This is a genomic window from Nocardia sp. NPDC058176, assembly GCF_042883805.1.
GTDB lineage: Bacteria > Actinomycetota > Actinomycetes > Mycobacteriales > Mycobacteriaceae > Nocardia.
This window is the reverse complement of the sequence record NZ_JBHVVA010000008.1, coordinates 157,028-172,244: the sequence shown is the minus strand read 5'-3', so window position 1 is coordinate 172,244 and position 15,217 is coordinate 157,028. Positions and strand designations below refer to the sequence as shown.

Below are 15,217 nucleotides of genomic sequence, written 5' to 3'. Positions count from 1 at the left end.
TTACCCTCGGACGCGTGCGCCTCCTTCGCAAGACACCGGTCCTGCTCCTGGCACTAGCGCTGCTGCCCGTCGCCTGTTCGACAGGCCCCGACCAACCCGAGACCGTCGCCACGGCCTTCGCCGCCGCGCTGAGCAGCGGTGACGTGGCCGCCGCCGCGGCGCTCACCGACGCGCCCGAGCAGGCCGGGGCCACTCTGACCACCCTGTTCGAGAACCTCGGCGCGAACGACACCGTGCGGGTCGCGGGCACCGACGACAACTTCTTCACCCTCGAATCCACCTGGAAGCTCGGCCCCGAGGGTCGCAACGAGTGGACCTACACCAGCCGCGGCTCGGCCACCGATGCCGACGGCTGGAAGATCGACTGGGACCCGCGCACCGTCGCGCCCGGCCTCGACCTCGGCCCACTGAGCTACAGCCCGGTCTGGCCGCGTCCGGCCCGGGTGCTCGACGCCACCGGCGGCGAACTGATGACCGAGCAGGTGGTGACGCTGGTGCGGATCGCGCCCGAGGCCGACCTGCCCGCGGTGGCCGCGCTGCTCGCGCCGCACGGTGTCACCGAGGCCGGGATGCGGTCGGCCCTGGACGCGGCGGAGGGCAAGCCGACCACCGCGGCCGCCCTGCGCGAGGCCGACATCGCACCGGTGCGCGACCCGCTGACCGGGGTGTCAGGAGTGACCCTGGCCCCGCAGACCCGGCTGCTCACCGTCGACAAGGCACTGACCGGCCCCACCCTGGCCGGGCTCGCCGAACTGTGGCAGGAGCAGGCCGACGCCGCCGCGGGCTGGGCGGTGCGCGCGCAGACCGCCGAGGGCACCCGGCGCATCGCCGGACCCGACGCGGGCACGACCAGCGACATCACCACCACCATCGACATCGACCTGCAGAACGCCGCCGAGGCGGCGTTGAGCCCGATCACCGATCCCGCCGCGATCGTCGCCCTGCGGCCGTCGACCGGTGAGGTGCTCGCCGTCGCGCAGAACGCCCCCGCCGACGCCCAGGGCCCGATCGCGCTCACCGGCCTCTATCCGCCGGGCTCCACCTTCAAGACCGTCACCGTCTCCGCCGCACTGCAGGCCGACGATGCCCTCACCGTCGACACCGTGCTGCCGTGCCCCGGCCGGGCCACCATCGAGGGCCGCACCATTCCCAACGACAACGGCTTCGAACTCGGCCAGGTGCCGCTGCACACCGCCTTCGCGCGCTCGTGCAACACCACCATGGCCGAACTGGGCGTGCGCCTGCCGCCCGACGGACTGACCGCCGCGGCCGAACAACTCGGGCTCGGCGTGGACTATGTGACACCCGGCTTGACGACCGTCACCGGGAAGGTTCCGGCCGCCGAGAATCCGGCGCAACGGGTCGAATCGAGCATCGGCCAGGGCACCGTCACCGCTTCGCCGTTCGGGATGGCGCTCGTCGCCGCCTCGCTCGCGCACGGTTCCGCGCCCGCCCCGGCCATCGTGCGCGGGCAACCGGGCACCGCCGACCGGCAGCCCGCACCGGTGCCCGCGGCGGTGACGGCGCAGATGGCGACCATGATGGCCGAGACGGTGAGCGCGGGCACCGCCACCGCGCTGCGTGACATCCCTGGCCTGCTGGGCAAGACCGGCACCGCCGAATACCTCGACGACACCCATGCCCACGGCTGGTTCGTCGGGATCGACGGCGACCTCGCGTTCGCGGTGTTCGTGGCCGACGCGGGCAGCTCGGGCCCGGCGGTCGAGGCAGCGGGACGCATGCTTCGTGTGACACGATGACTCACATCACCCCGCTGTAGGCGAGCAATCACCCCGCTGCCGCACGCGGTCCCCACACAGCCAGCTACACTCGTCGACGGACCATATCCATGGTCAATACGCGGGATGTCACAATTTCGAGAAGGTTCGGAGTAGGCGCCATCGATACCGGTCAGAAGATCGCGGAGCATTACCGCCTGGTCGAGCGTATTGGTAGCGGCGGCACAGGCGTTGTATGGCGTGCTGTCGACGAACGCCTCCAACGCTCCGTGGCAGTGAAGCAGATCCACATCAAACCCAGCCTGCCCGAGGGCGAGCGGGATGTCTTGCGCCAGCGCGCGATTCGGGAAGCCCGCAACGCGGCACGCTTCCAGCATCCCAACGCCATCGTGGTGTTCGACATCACCGAGCACAACGGTGACCCGTGCCTGGTGATGGAGTACCTCAAGTCGGTCAGCCTCGCGGCGGAGCTGGGTCAGAAGGGCCCGCTGCCGCTGGCCGAGGTGGCGCGCATCGGCGAACAGGTGGCGTCCTCGCTCATCGCGGCCCACGGGGTCGGGTTGGTGCACCGCGACGTGAAACCGGGCAACATCCTGCTCGGCGACCACGGTGAGGTGAAAATCACCGACTTCGGCATCTCCCGTGCCGCCGGTGACGTCACCCTCACCGAGACCGGCCTGATCTGCGGCACCGCCGCCTATCTCGCCCCCGAGGTCGCCCGTGGTGCCGATCCCACCCCGGCCGCCGATGTGTTCGCGCTCGGCGCGACGCTGTTCCACGCGCTCGAGGGCGAACCGCCCTACGGCGCCAACGCCAATCCGCTGGCCGTGCTCTACGCCGCCGCCAACGGGCAGGTGCGCGAGCCGCGCAACGCGGGCCCGGCCACCGACTTCCTGCTCGACCTGCTCAGCCCGGACCCGCTGGACCGGCCGACGATGACCGAGTCGCGCGACGCGCTGGCCGCCTTCGCCGACGCCGACGCCAACTCGGTCTCGGCCGGGTTCGTCCCGGCCAGCGAGGCCTACGGCCGCCGCAATTCCACCGCGGCCACCCAGGTGATCCGGCAGTCGGGCCGACGGACCTCGCACGCGGGCGCCTCGACGCCGACCACCCGCCAGATCCGCTCCAACCCGCGCCCGCCGGCGCGCCACGACACCGCCGCGCACCCGCCGACCCAGGCACAGCCCGCGCCCGCCACGCAACACAAGCAGGCGGGCAAGGGCAGGGCGGTACTGATCGGTTCCGGTGTCGGTGCCGTGATCGCGGCGATCGCGGTGGCGATCAGCGCGATGAGCAACTCCGACTCCGATTCCCCTTCGGTGCAGGCGAATCCGACCACGTCGGTGCAGGCGTCGGTGGCACCGACCACCACCGCCGCGGTGCCCGTACTCGGACAGACCGCCAACGTGGGCACCGTCGACATCGGCTCGGCCGGTCTGCTGGTGGAGAACTTCTTCAGCAACCCGGGCGGTTCCTGGTCGCTGCTGACCCCGGCCGCGCAGAAGGTCTACGGCAGTGAGGACGCGTTCCGGCAGTACTGGAACGAGCGCACCGTCAACACCTTCGCCAGCATCACCGGCGGCAACAACTCCGACGGCTCGAGCGACATGCGCCTGGCCAGCATCACCATCAACGGCCAGACCAAGTCGATGGTGATGCGGGTGGTCAGTGCCGGTGGTGGTCTGCGGATCGACGGCGACACCCGCTGAACCCCTGCCCACGTCGGCGCGACGATGTGGGCAGGCTCAGGGATGGTGATACCAAGTAGTATTGCTGGTGACATGACTATCATCGAAACCTTGTTCACCGGCTTCCGGTTTCCCGAGGGTGCACGCTGGCACGACGAACTGCTGTGGTTCTCCGACATGCACACCGGTCAGGTCTTCCGGGCCGATCCGGACAGCGGCTCACTCACCGAGATCGCGACCGTTCCCGATCAACCCTCGGGGTTGGGCTGGCTGTCGGATGGCTCGCTCCTCATCAGCTGCATGCTCGAACGCAAGGTCGTTCGCCTGCGGGCCGACGGTGGACTCGACGACTACGCCGATCTCTCCGCGCTGACCGACGCGCCGACCAACGATCTCGTCGTCGACAGCGCGGATCGGGTCTACCTCGGCGGCTTCGGATACGACCTCTACAACGACGCCCCACAGCGACCGGGACCGATCTTCCGGATCGACGCCGACCGATCGGTGCACTGCGTGGAGACGGGGATGGTGTTCCCCAACGGCTCGGTCATCCTGCCGGGCACCGCGACGCTGGTGGTCGCCGAAACGTGGGGCGCACGGCTGACCGCCTTCGACATCGCCGACAACGGTGACCTCACGAACAAGCGGATCTGGGCCGAGCTGCCAGCGGGCTCCACCCCCGACGGAGTATGTGTCGACGCGGCGGGCGGGGTGTGGGTGTCCTCGATCGCCACGGGACAGTTCCTCCGGGTCGAAGCGGGCGGACAGGTGACCGACGTCATCGCCCTGGACGACGGTCGCTGCGCCACCGACTGCGTCACCGACAGCGCGGGGACGACGCTGTTCCTGCTCACCGCCAACAGCTGGCAACCGGGCGACACCACCGGACGCCTCGGCCGCATCGAAACGGTGCGGCTCGGCTGACCGAGCCCGGCGCACCACACCACCGCGTCGGTGGGGTGGAGAGGATGTGCCGGAAATGCGGTGGCGGGCGACCATTAGGCTGGTAGCTGACTCGAGCGGGGATCGTGCCCGCCCGGTCGGCTGTTCGACTCCCAGCACAGACAGGACTGCACTCCGATATGACTACCCGCATCGAGCTCGCCCGCGTGGATCTGCGCGGTCGCACTCCTTCCGCTGCCGAGCTGCGCACCGCGCTGCCGCGCGGAGGGGTCGACGTGGACTCGGTGCTGCATCATGTGCGGCCGGTCGTCGAGGACATCCGCGACCGGGGCGTCGAGGCCGCGCTGGACTACAGCGAGAAGTTCGACGGTGTGCGCCCCGCCGTGGTGCGCGTGCCCGCCGCCGAGCTGACCAGGGCACTCGACGAGCTCGACCCGGCCGTGCGCGCCGCACTCGAGGTGGCGATCGAGCGGACCAGGAAGGTGCACGCCGATCAGCGGCGCACCGACACCGTCACCGAGGTGGTGCCCGGCGGCACCGTCACCGAGAAGTGGGTGCCGGTGGAGCGGGTGGGGCTGTACGTGCCCGGCGGCAATGCCGTCTACCCGTCCTCGGTCGTGATGAACGTCGTCCCGGCGCAGGCCGCAGGCGTGGAGTCGCTGGTGGTGTCCTCGCCGCCGCAGGCGCAGTTCGGTGGGCTGCCGCACCCGACCATCCTGGCGGCCGCCGCGCTGCTCGGTGTCGACGAGGTGTGGGCGGTCGGTGGCGCGCAGGCCGTGGCGCTGCTGTCCTACGGTGGCACCGATACCGACGGTGCCGCGCTGGAGCCGGTCGACCTGATCACCGGGCCGGGCAACATCTACGTCACCGCGGCCAAGCGGCTGTGCCGTGGGCTGGTCGGTATCGATGCCGAGGCGGGCCCCACCGAGATCGCCGTGCTCGCCGACGCGACCGCCGATCCGGTGCACGTGGCCGCCGATCTGATCAGCCAGGCCGAACACGATGTGCTGGCCGCGAGCGTGCTGGTCACCGATTCCGTTGCGCTCGCCGATGCCGTCGACGCCGCGCTGAACGCCCAGCTCGCCGTGGTCAAGCACAACGATCGCGTGCGAGAAGCGTTGAGCGGCAAGCAGTCCGGCATCGTTCTCGTCGACGACATCGCCCAGGGTCTGCGCGTGGTCGACGCCTACGCGGCCGAACACCTCGAGATCCAGACCGTCGACGCCGCGGCCGTGGCGGCGCGGGTGCGCTGCGCGGGCGCGATCTTCGTCGGGCCGTGGGCCCCGGTCAGCCTGGGCGACTACTGCGCCGGGTCCAACCACGTGCTGCCCACCGCGGGCTGCGCGCGGCACTCCTCGGGGCTGAGCGTGCAGACCTTCCTGCGCGGCATCCACATCGTGGAGTACACCGAGGCGGCGTTGAAGGATGTCGCCGGACACGTTGTCGCCCTGGCCAATGCGGAGGATCTGCCCGCGCACGGGCAGGCCGTGCAGGCGCGTTTCGAGGCCCTGTCGTGAGTACTCCCACCGTGCCCGGCGCCTCGGCGACCCTGGACCAGCTGCCGCTGCGCGAGAACCTGCGCGGGAAATCGCCTTATGGCGCACCGCAATTGACCGTGCCGGTGCAGCTCAACACCAACGAGAACCCGCACCCGCCGAGCCGGGCGCTGATCGACGACGTCGCCGAATCGGTGCGGGCCGCCGCCGCGGATCTGCACCGGTATCCCGATCGCGACGCCGTCGCGCTGCGCTCGGACCTGGCCGAGTACCTGACCCGGCAGACCGGCGTCGCCGTCGACACCGCGAACGTGTGGGCGGCCAACGGCTCCAACGAGATCCTGCAGCAGCTGCTGCAGGCCTTCGGCGGACCCGGCCGCAGCGCACTGGGTTTCGTGCCCTCGTACTCGATGCACCCGATCATCTCCGAGGGCATCGACACCGAGTGGGTCGAGGCCAAGCGCAACGGGGACTTCTCCCTCGACATCGACTACGCCGTCGCCCAGATCACCGAACGCCGCCCCGACGTGGTGTTCGTGACCAGCCCGAACAACCCGACCGGGCACAGCATCCCGGTCGACGAGCTCGAGCGCGTCCTCGACGCCGCGCCCGGCATCGTGGTCGTCGACGAGGCCTACGGCGAGTTCTCGGCCGCGCCCAGCGCCATCACGCTGATCGACCGGTTCCCGACCAAGCTCGTGGTCACCCGGACCATGAGCAAGGCCTTCGCCTTCGCCGGTGGACGGCTCGGCTACCTGGCCGCCTCGCCCGCCGTGATCGATGCGATCCTGCTGGTGCGGCTGCCGTATCACCTGTCGGTGGTCACCCAGGCCGCCGCCAGGGCCGCCCTGCGCCACGCCGGGGAAACCCTCGGCAGCGTCGCGGAACTGGCGGCCCAGCGGGATCGGGTCGCCGCCGCGCTCACCGCGCTGGGCTTCGACGTGATCCCCAGCGACGCCAACTTCATCCTGTTCGGCCGGTTCACCGACGCCGCGCGCGCCTGGCAGCACTATCTCGACGCCGGGGTGCTCATTCGCGATGTCGGCATCACCGGCTACCTGCGCGCCACCATCGGCCTCGCCGCGGAGAACGACGAATTCCTGCGGGTGAGCGCCGATGTCGCGGGCACCGACCTCACCCACTGACCGCTGGAGGCAACCGACATGAGCAGAACAGCGCGGGTGGAACGCGTCACCAAGGAATCCTCGATCCTGGTCGAACTCGACCTCGACGGCACCGGCGAGACCGACATCTCCACCGGGGTCCCGTTCTACGACCACATGCTCACCGCGCTCGGCGCGCACGGCGGGTTCGACCTGGTCGTGCGGGCCGAGGGTGACATCGAGATCGAGGCGCACCACACCGTCGAGGACACCGCCATCGTCTTCGGGCAGGCGCTCGGGCAGGCACTGGGCGACAAGAAAGGCATCCGCCGCTTCGGCGACGCGTTCATCCCCATGGACGAGACCCTCGCGCACGCCGCCGTCGACGTGTCGGGGCGGCCGTACTGCGTGTTCACCGGCGAGCCGGAACACCTGGTGCACACCATCATTCCCAGCGCGGGCCCTGGCGCCTCGTACTCGACGGTGCTCAACAAGCACGTCTTCGAGTCGATCGCGCAGAACGCCAGGATCGCGCTGCATGTGCGCGTGCTCTACGGGCGCGACCAGCACCACATCACCGAGGCCGAGTTCAAGGCGGTGGCGCGGGCCCTGCGCGCCGCCGTGGAGATCGACCCCCGCGTGACCGGTGTCCCGTCCACGAAGGGTGTGCTGTGAAATCGGTTGTGCTGCTGGACTACGGCTCCGGAAACCTGCACTCCGCTGAACGCGCGCTGGTGCGTGCGGGTGCGCAGGTCGAGGTCACCGCCGATCCGGAGGCCGCGCTGGCCGCCGACGGGCTGGTCGTGCCAGGTGTCGGCGCGTTCGCGGCCTGCATGGCCGGGCTGCTGGCGGTTCGTGGTGACCGGATCATCGGTCAGCGCCTGGCCGGTGGGCGTCCGGTGCTCGGCATCTGCGTCGGCATGCAGATCCTGTTCGACCGCGGGGTGGAGTTCGGTGTGGAGACCGAGGGGTGCGGTGAATGGCCGGGAACCGTCGCCCACCTCGACGCCCCCGTCCTCCCGCACATGGGCTGGAACACGGTGAAGGCGCCCGCCGAGAGCGTGCTTTTCGCCGGTCTCGACGCCGACACCCGCTTCTACTTCGTCCACTCCTACGCCGCCCAGCAATGGGAACTCCCCGACAACGAGCACCTCGCCCCGGCGAAGCTCACCTGGGCCGAACACGGCGTTCCCTTCCTCGCCGCCGTCGAGAACGGTCCCCTCTCCGCCACCCAGTTCCACCCGGAGAAGTCCGGCGACGCGGGCGCCCACCTCCTCCGCAACTGGATCGGCTCGATCTGACACACCGCGTCATCCGGTGAACGGAGTCCTACCGATCGTGCAGGTCGTGCCCGGTGCGGGGAGCTGCAGGTCGATCAGATAGCGCAGACGCAGGTCGGTGACGCAGCTGCCGACCGGTTCGTGGCCGTACCCGTCGGTGACCACCACCAGTCGCGCGGTGCCCATCGCCTGGGCCGCGCGCTGTGCGGAGGTCACCGGGGTGGCCGGATCGAAGCGGTTGTTCAGCAGCAACGCCGGGACCGCGGTGCGCTGGGTCCAAGGTCCGGTGTAGCGCTGCGGGTATCCGTCGGCTGGGTCGGGCCAGGCCGCGCACGGCTGCCGCAGGTAGAGCCAGAACGGGCCGAAAACCGGTGCGGTCCGGGCGGATTCGGTCGCCATCTCGGGCCATCGCCGGGGTGATTCGGTGAAGGAGTTGTCCGCGCAGGAGATCGCGACGAACGCGTCGAGGAAATCGCCCGTCGGCGCGATCGCAGCCAGGACATCCCGGACCACCGTGGGGTTTCCGGCCGGGCCTCGGTCGAGTTCGGCCAGCAGCACGGCCAGTCCTGGCCATCCCTGGACCGGGTCGTAGAGCAGCATGGCGTGTGCGTTGACGAGTTCGCTGTAGGTCACCGAGACGGTGCCGGTGCCCGACCCGACCGTTATCGGCGTCGTTCTAGCCCGGTCGAGCAGCGCGGTGTCACGGGCGCGCAGTTGTGCCGCGGACGATCCAGTCTCGCCGAACGCGCAGTGCGGCGGGCCCGCCTCCGCGCACAGGCGCAGGAACTCGCCGAGGACCTCCTCTGTGCCCGACGCATTCGCCGCGATGCTCGCGCGGGTGTCGGTGGTGTAGGTCACCGGATCGACGACGGCGGACAGCTGCAGTGCGCGAACCCGGTCGGGGAACAGGGCACCGTAGACCGTGCCCAGGTAGCTGGCGTAGGACGCGCCCTCGTAGGTCAGCGCCGTGTCACCCACCGCCCGGCGGAGCAGCTCGAGGTCACGGGCCACGTCCACGGTCGTCAGATGGGCGACGAGCGCCCCGCCGTATCTGTCGCAGCCGGCCGCGAATCGCCTGGCGGCGTCCTCGGTGGCCTGTTGCTGCCCGGCATCGGTCGGTGGCAACGCCAAGGTGCGCCAGAAGTCCTGCTGGGCCGCGGTGTCCGGAAAGCAGCGAACCGCCGCGCTGCGCCCGACCCCACGCTGGTCGAAGGCGACCACATCGAATCGCCTGCTCAGCTCGTCCGGGAACAGCGGACCGCCCTGTGCCCTGTCGATCCCCGAGCCACCCGGACCGCCCACCGCGGTGAACAAGGTGCCGATCCGATTCGCCGGGTCGAGCGCCGCCCTGCGCGCCACCGCGAGTTCGAGACGCGGCCCATCCGGCTGCGCGTAGTCGAGTGGCACCGGCACCTCGGCACATTCCATTCCCTCGCTCTCCGGCGCGCACGGCCTCCAGTCGATCCGGGGAGTGGGCACGGCGTCGACCTGCGCCACCAGTCCAGCGAGCGTGAAATCAGTTGCGGCTGAACGGTCTTCGCCACCAAAGCAGCCACCGAGTACCGGCATCACCGCGAACAGGACACCACACACCAGAGATTTCCGAACAACCATGTAGTAGATCGTCGCGGTACGCCGGAACCTGTGTCGTCCTCCTTTCGACGGAGCCGGGCCCCTGAATTCCCCTGGTCGACATCAGGGTCGGTGATTTGCCGGTCGACGGCGGAGGCACCGTCGAGAACGGCCCTTCTCCGCCACCCAGTTCCACCCGGAGAAGTCCGGCGACGCGGGCGCCCAGCTGCTCCGCGATGCTGGACGTGTGATCACCAGGCACTCAGGTAAGCATCGGTCGAGAAGCGACCGCCACCGGTGCCTGGTGATCACTGGTCCAGGTGGGATGCGTGTGCGGTCATGAAGTCCTGGACGAGGTTCGCGCAGCGTGGGGCGTCGTCGAACCAGGGATTGTGGCCGCCTGCGACGACCGTCAGTTGTGCGCCGGGGATCCGGTCGACGCTGCGGCGGCCGATCGCCGGTGAGCAGAACGCATCCTGTTCGCCCCAGACGAACAGCAGCGACCGGGTGATGCGAGCGAGTTCGGCCTCGGTGAGGACATTCTCCGGTCGTGGGGCGCGGCCGCGCATCAGGCGGCACAGCAGTGCTCGGTAGGACGCGGCCTGGCCGGGCAGGCGCAGCGGGAGGCGGTGCAGGTCGAGCAGATCCTCGGACATGCCGCGGGCCGCGTCGGCGCCGATGGCTTCGGCCAACGCGTAGCGAGCGACGAGCCGGGGTGCGGGCAGCTGCATCAGTCGTTGATCGAGTCCGCCGCGCACCGGCGAGGTCAACGACGCCATCTCGGCGATGCCCCGCGCGCCGGGCAGTGCGGTGGCGGGGGTGCCGAGGAGGGCGGCGCGGGTGATCCGGTGCGGTGCGTCGAGGGCGGTCCAGAGGGTGAACAGGCCGCCGAGTGAGCTGCCGACGAAGCGGGCCCGGTCGAGTTCGAGCGCGTCCAGGGTCCCGGTCACCACGGCGACGGCCAGCTCACGGACGGTCTGTGACTGCCACCGATACGGCGGTGCGAGGCTGTGCCCTGGCAGGTCGATCAGGACGTGGCGATAGCCGGGGAGCCGGGCGATCAGCGGTGCGAGACCCATGGCGGGTGCCGAGATGCCGTTGATGTGGACCATCGGCTCGCCGGAGCCGGTGGTCAGGACGCGCACCCCGACCTCCGGTGCGGTCAGTGTGATCGAGTGCTCGGTCAGCGTCAGGCCGAAGGTGTCGGCGACGCGCTGCTCGGCGGCACGGATCCGGGTCTCGAGTCGGGGCGAAGTTCGCATGTCCCCACAGTCGGGGATGTGCCGGGCCGGTGTCTTGGACGAATGTTCCGGTGCTCAGCGCCGGGCGAGTGCGCCCGGGGTCGTCCCGGCGAAGGCGGACACCTCGCGGTGCAGGTGCGACTGATCGGCATAGCCGCACACGGCCGCGACCTCGGCGGCGGATCGCCCGGCCAGCAGCAGGTCGAACGCGCGTCGGAACCGGACGACCATAGCGGCGTGTTTGGGCGTCACACCCAGTTGCGCGGTGAACCTGTGCCACAGCCGTTTTCGGCTCCACCCGGTGAGTTCGGCCAGGTCACGCACCCGCACGTCACCGCGGTCGGCGAGGATCCGGTCCCAGCAGGCGCCCACTTCGGGATCGACGGCCCTGGCCGACTCGCGAGCCGCCAAGAATCGGGTCGTCGCCGCGAATCTGCCACCCCAACCGGATGTTTCGGCCAGCTGCTCGCGCAGGAGCCCCGCCGCCGGACCCCACAGATCGTCCAGCCCGCTCACCGTGCCGTTCAGCTCGATGGGCGCGACGCCGAGCAGCCGGTACGCGGCGACTGGCGAGAGCCGCACCTCGACGCATTCGACGCGGTCGCCCCGGACCCGGTGCGTCCCCGGGGACACACCGGCGACGAGCCCCTCGCGCGCGGGCCGCCCGGAATCGCGCACGAGCGCGCTCTCCCCGAACTGCACCACCACCACGACCTCGGGCCGAGCGAAGATCCGCATCTCCGACCCGGTCGAGGCGCGATCGCAGAAACCCGCCATCGACACACCGGACAGCACACTCGCGGCCGGCCGGGCGAGGTCCCAGCCGTCATCGAGCTCCCGTTCGGACATGATCGGCCGCACATCACCGAGCGTACGAGCGCCGCGGCAAGTGCGCACTGCGGTGCTCCGGTGCGATGTAGAGCCGCCGCAAAGACTTTCAGCTCTCGGGCGGTTGGTCGCCGCGGTTCGTGCGGGCGCTGGGCTCAGCTGTTGTCGAGGTGGGCGCGGTTGGCGGCTTCGGTGCCTGCGTCCCAGCCCTCGGTGCTGCGGATGGTGATGCCTCGGGTGTGGGTGGTGGGGAAGTAGGTTTCGACGGCATTGTCGACTCGTTGGTGGTGGGTGGCGAGGAGGGGGAGGAGTTGGGTGGGGTCGGAATCGGCGATGGTGGTGGCGGTGGTGGCGGCGAGGCGGTCGCCGATGCGGGTGGCGTAGGCGGTGAGGAAGGCTTTGCGGTAGGCGCGGGAGCGGGCTTCGGCGGTGGTGGGGGCGGTGTCGATCATGGTGCGGGTGGCTTGGACGAGCAGGGAGGTCGACAGGAGTTCGACGGCGTCGAGGTCGGGGTCGTCGCCGATGATGGTGACGAAGCCCCAGTCCGCGGCGAAGATCGCGCGGCTGCGGTTGGCTCGGGTGACCAGGTCGATGAGCAGGGCCTTGGCGTCGGTGTAGGGGGTGTCGAGCCAGATGCGGCGCGCGGTGGGGAGATCGATGGGGGTGGTGGGGGTTTCGAGGAGGACGCGGTCGATCGCGTACTTGGTCATCAGTTCCTGGGCCTTGGCCGAGAGGGTTTCGGCTTCCTCGGGGAACGCGGTGGACTCGGCCTTCGCCAGCAGGCCGCGGACGCGGCCGAGGGTCTTCTCGTCCACACCGTGGTGAGGCCGGTGGGGGCGGACGGTGCCGGGGAGCGGGCGGATCCGTTCGAGTTTCGGCAGCTGGACCAGGAGGGCGAGGGCTGCGATCACCGCGGTCAGCGCCTCGTGGCCGGTGAGCAGGGCGCGGTCGGCCCACTGGTTCAGGTGTGGGCGGTCGGCGGTCCACCAGACGGCGGCGTCGAGGTCGTCGAGTTGCCGCTGCCAGGTCTCGTCCACCGATTCGGCGGCGAACCCGGCGCGGTGCTCGGCCATCAGGTCGGTCAGGTAGCCGACGGCGAACTCGTCGAGGCGGCGCCGGGCCGCCTGGTGCACGTCGGCCGGTAGCCAGCCGAATTCGAAGGCGTGGGCGATCAGGCGCTCGCTCGCCAGGCGCGTACCGATGGCCAGTTCTTCGCTGATCGGACCTTGCCCGGTGATTCGGGCGAGGAAGCTCCCGACCCCAGCTGTGTCGCCCTGGGCCCAGGCGAGTGCGGCCATCGCGATCGCCTCGGCGATGCGCGCCGGGTCACCGGAGAGCGCGTCGGCATCCAGCGTCAGCCCGGGCACGGCCTTGCGACCGGTGCGGCGGCGGCGATTCTGTTTGCCCACGGTCGGGTGTCCTTTCGGTCGAGTCGGCGCCGGATCGACCGGTGTGCCACGCGGTCGATCCACGGGCCGGCGGTCAGGTCGGTCGGCGCCTCGAACATTGTCCCGGCGCGGCACAGGGCGAGCGTGTGGGGGCACGACTCGGTTCCTCGCGGACCGACCTTTGCGACCGAATGCACGCCGGTGCTGTTCGCCCAGGATTTCCTGACCGAGCGTGTCCCTGCCACGGGATCCACCACCCGCACACCGTGTCGGCGCCGCCCGGGCTACGGCGCCCATGGTCGCCACCGCGGATCTCGGGACAAGCTGTTGGACAGTTGATCACCACGCTCTCAGGTGAGTATCGGACGAGTAGCGAACGCCACCAGAGCGTGGTGATCAACTGTCCAGGTCTGCGCCGGGGCGGATTTGCTCCAGCTCGCGGGAATCCGTGGCGAATAGGGCGCGGGCGTCGGCCGACGGGCCTACTGTGGATCGGGTGAGCTATCGGGGGATGCTGGCCGCGGAACGTGGCGAACTGGTCGAACTGCTGCGGGATCTGAGTGAGCAGGAATGGGAGACGCCGTCGCTGTGTGCGGGCTGGCGGGTGCGCGATGTCCTCGCTCATCTGCTCACCGACACCATTCCACCGCTGAGCTACGCGCGGTTCGCGCTGCGGCACCCCTCGGTCGACCGGACCAACAACGCCCTCGTCGCGTCCTTCGCCGACCGGCCGACCGGGGACCTGGTCGACCGGTTCGAGGAGAAGGCGGGTCGCCTGGCAAGGTTCGCGCCGCGACTCGTCCTGGCCGACCTGCTGGTCCACCAGCAGGACATCCGTCGCCCCCTGAACCGCCCCCGCACCATCCCCGCCGACCGCCTCACCGCGGTCCTGAACCACCCCGACCCCTTCGCCTTCCCCGGCAAACGCACCAGGGGCCTGCGCTTCGTCGCCACCGACGTCCCCTGGTCCGCGGGCAAGGGCCCGGAGATCCACGGCCCCGGCGAAGCCATCGCCCTCGCCGCCGTCGGCCGCCCCATCGCCCTCGACGACCTCACCGGCCCCGGCCTCCCCGAACTCCGCCGCCGCCTGGACGGTTGATCACCAGGCATCGGTGGTGCGGCTTCTCGGCCGATGCCGCCAGGAGCGCCTGGTGATCAACCGTCCACCGGCGTGCGGTGGTGACACGGGCCTCAGCGGTGGTGACCGGTGGCGGAAACCGGTGGGCAGACCTACTAGTCTGATCGGGTGAGTCTTGTGCTGTTGCCCGCTGTCGATGTCGCCAATGGTGAGGCCGTGCGCCTCGTGCAGGGGGAGGCCGGTAGCGAAACGAGCTACGGGTCGCCTCGGGATGCGGCGTTGGCGTGGCAGCAGGCGGGGGCCGAGTGGGTGCATCTGGTGGATCTGGACGCGGCCTTCGGCAAGGGGAGCAATCGGGAGCTGATCGCGCAGGTGGTCGGCGAGCTCGATGTGAAGGTCGAGCTGTCCGGTGGGATTCGGGACGACGACTCGCTGAAGGCGGCGCTGGCCACCGGGTGCGCGCGGGTCAACATCGGGACCGCGGCGATCGAGAATCCGCAGTGGTGCGCGAAGGTGCTGGGTGAGTACGGCGACCGGATCGCGGTCGGGCTCGACGTGAAGCAGATCGAGGGGGAATGGCGGCTGCGCGGCCGCGGATGGGTGACCGACGGCGGTGACCTGTGGGAGGCGCTCGAGCGCCTCGAACGCGACGGTTGCGCCCGCTACGTCGTCACCGACGTCTCCAAGGACGGCACGCTGACCGGCCCCAACCTCGAGCTGCTGAGCGAGGTCGCCAATGCCGCCGAGGCGCCGGTGATCGCCTCCGGTGGCATCTCCGTGCTCGACGACCTGGTCGCCATCGCGGGCCTGGCCGAGGAAGGGGTCGAGGGCGCGATCATCGGCAAGGCGCTCTACGCGGGCCGGTTCACCCTGCCCGAGGCCCTGGCCGCGGTGCGCTGAC

Annotated in this window: 13 protein-coding genes; 9 read left to right on the top strand and 4 right to left on the bottom strand. The window is 70.4% G+C overall.

The genetic code is table 11. From position 1 onward, the window contains the following. Positions 1-14: 14 nt before the first annotated feature. From ACFVVM_RS30540 to hisH, 7 genes are all read left to right on the top strand, one after another. Positions 15-1,760 (top strand): penicillin-binding transpeptidase domain-containing protein, encoded by a 1,746-nt coding sequence (locus tag ACFVVM_RS30540; protein WP_387625369.1) that lies wholly within the window; start codon positions 15-17, stop codon positions 1,758-1,760. A gap of 89 nt (positions 1,761-1,849) precedes the next feature. Beyond that, positions 1,850-3,448 (top strand): protein kinase, encoded by a 1,599-nt coding sequence (locus tag ACFVVM_RS30535; RefSeq protein ID WP_387625367.1) that lies wholly within the window; start codon positions 1,850-1,852, stop codon positions 3,446-3,448. A gap of 72 nt (positions 3,449-3,520) precedes the next feature. Further along, positions 3,521-4,351 (top strand): SMP-30/gluconolactonase/LRE family protein, encoded by an 831-nt coding sequence (locus ACFVVM_RS30530; protein WP_387625365.1) that lies wholly within the window; start codon positions 3,521-3,523, stop codon positions 4,349-4,351. 158 nt (positions 4,352-4,509) lie between these two features. After that, positions 4,510-5,847, top strand: coding sequence for a histidinol dehydrogenase (gene hisD, locus ACFVVM_RS30525; protein WP_387625363.1), 1,338 nt, complete (start codon positions 4,510-4,512; stop codon positions 5,845-5,847). Further along, a complete protein-coding gene (locus ACFVVM_RS30520) occupies positions 5,844-6,971 on the top strand; it encodes a histidinol-phosphate transaminase (protein ID WP_387625361.1) in 1,128 nt (375 codons plus the stop codon). Before hisD ends, ACFVVM_RS30520 begins: the two co-directional genes overlap by 4 nt. An 18-nt stretch (positions 6,972-6,989) precedes the next feature. Beyond that, positions 6,990-7,604, top strand: a complete 615-nt coding sequence (gene hisB / locus ACFVVM_RS30515; protein ID WP_387625359.1) for an imidazoleglycerol-phosphate dehydratase HisB — start codon at positions 6,990-6,992, stop codon at positions 7,602-7,604. Then, entirely contained in the window at positions 7,601-8,230 is a 630-nt protein-coding gene (gene hisH / locus ACFVVM_RS30510) for an imidazole glycerol phosphate synthase subunit HisH (RefSeq protein ID WP_387625357.1), read from the top strand. Before hisB ends, hisH begins: the two co-directional genes overlap by 4 nt. Before the next feature lie 9 nt (positions 8,231-8,239). Here the strand turns inward: hisH and ACFVVM_RS30505 are convergent, their stop codons facing one another. From ACFVVM_RS30505 to ACFVVM_RS30490, 4 genes are all read right to left on the bottom strand, one after another. Then, the gene (locus tag ACFVVM_RS30505; protein WP_387625355.1) at positions 8,240-9,622 is read right to left on the bottom strand and encodes an alpha/beta hydrolase; all 1,383 of its coding nucleotides are present in this window, start codon (positions 9,620-9,622) and stop codon (positions 8,240-8,242) included. 467 nt (positions 9,623-10,089) lie between these two features. Then, positions 10,090-11,043: an alpha/beta fold hydrolase gene (locus ACFVVM_RS30500; RefSeq protein WP_387625353.1), complete on the bottom strand. Its 954-nt coding sequence runs from the start codon at positions 11,041-11,043 to the stop codon at positions 10,090-10,092. Between the two features lie 54 nt (positions 11,044-11,097). Continuing rightward, positions 11,098-11,871, bottom strand: coding sequence for a helix-turn-helix domain-containing protein (locus ACFVVM_RS30495; RefSeq protein ID WP_387625351.1), 774 nt, complete (start codon positions 11,869-11,871; stop codon positions 11,098-11,100). Positions 11,872-12,005: 134 nt separating this feature from the next. Next, a complete protein-coding gene (locus tag ACFVVM_RS30490; protein WP_387625349.1) occupies positions 12,006-13,259 on the bottom strand; it encodes a DUF2786 domain-containing protein in 1,254 nt (417 codons plus the stop codon). 466 nt (positions 13,260-13,725) lie between these two features. On the opposite strand from ACFVVM_RS30490, the gene ACFVVM_RS30485 reads away from it, so the two are divergent. Together ACFVVM_RS30485 and priA are read left to right on the top strand one after the other, a co-directional pair. Further along, positions 13,726-14,337, top strand: a complete 612-nt coding sequence (locus ACFVVM_RS30485; protein WP_387625347.1) for a maleylpyruvate isomerase family mycothiol-dependent enzyme — start codon at positions 13,726-13,728, stop codon at positions 14,335-14,337. Between the two features lie 147 nt (positions 14,338-14,484). Next, on the top strand, positions 14,485-15,216 hold the full coding sequence (gene priA / locus ACFVVM_RS30480) for a bifunctional 1-(5-phosphoribosyl)-5-((5-phosphoribosylamino)methylideneamino)imidazole-4-carboxamide isomerase/phosphoribosylanthranilate isomerase PriA (RefSeq protein ID WP_387625345.1): 732 nt from the start codon (positions 14,485-14,487) through the stop codon (positions 15,214-15,216). The last annotated feature ends 1 nt before the right edge of the window (position 15,217 follow it).

What these genes read in the sequence shown, in the direction of transcription:
- hisD (WP_387625363.1), top strand. Translation starts at nt 4,510, where the DNA reads ATGACTACCCGCATCGAGCTCGCCCGCGTGGATCTGCGCGGTCGCACT.
- ACFVVM_RS30535 (WP_387625367.1), top strand. Translation starts at nt 1,850, where the DNA reads ATGGTCAATACGCGGGATGTCACAATTTCGAGAAGGTTCGGAGTAGGC.
- ACFVVM_RS30530 (WP_387625365.1), top strand. Translation starts at nt 3,521, where the DNA reads ATGACTATCATCGAAACCTTGTTCACCGGCTTCCGGTTTCCCGAGGGT.
- ACFVVM_RS30495 (WP_387625351.1), bottom strand. Translation starts at nt 11,871, where the DNA reads ATGTCCGAACGGGAGCTCGATGACGGCTGGGACCTCGCCCGGCCGGCC.
- hisB (WP_387625359.1), top strand. Translation starts at nt 6,990, where the DNA reads ATGAGCAGAACAGCGCGGGTGGAACGCGTCACCAAGGAATCCTCGATC.
- ACFVVM_RS30500 (WP_387625353.1), bottom strand. Translation starts at nt 11,043, where the DNA reads ATGCGAACTTCGCCCCGACTCGAGACCCGGATCCGTGCCGCCGAGCAG.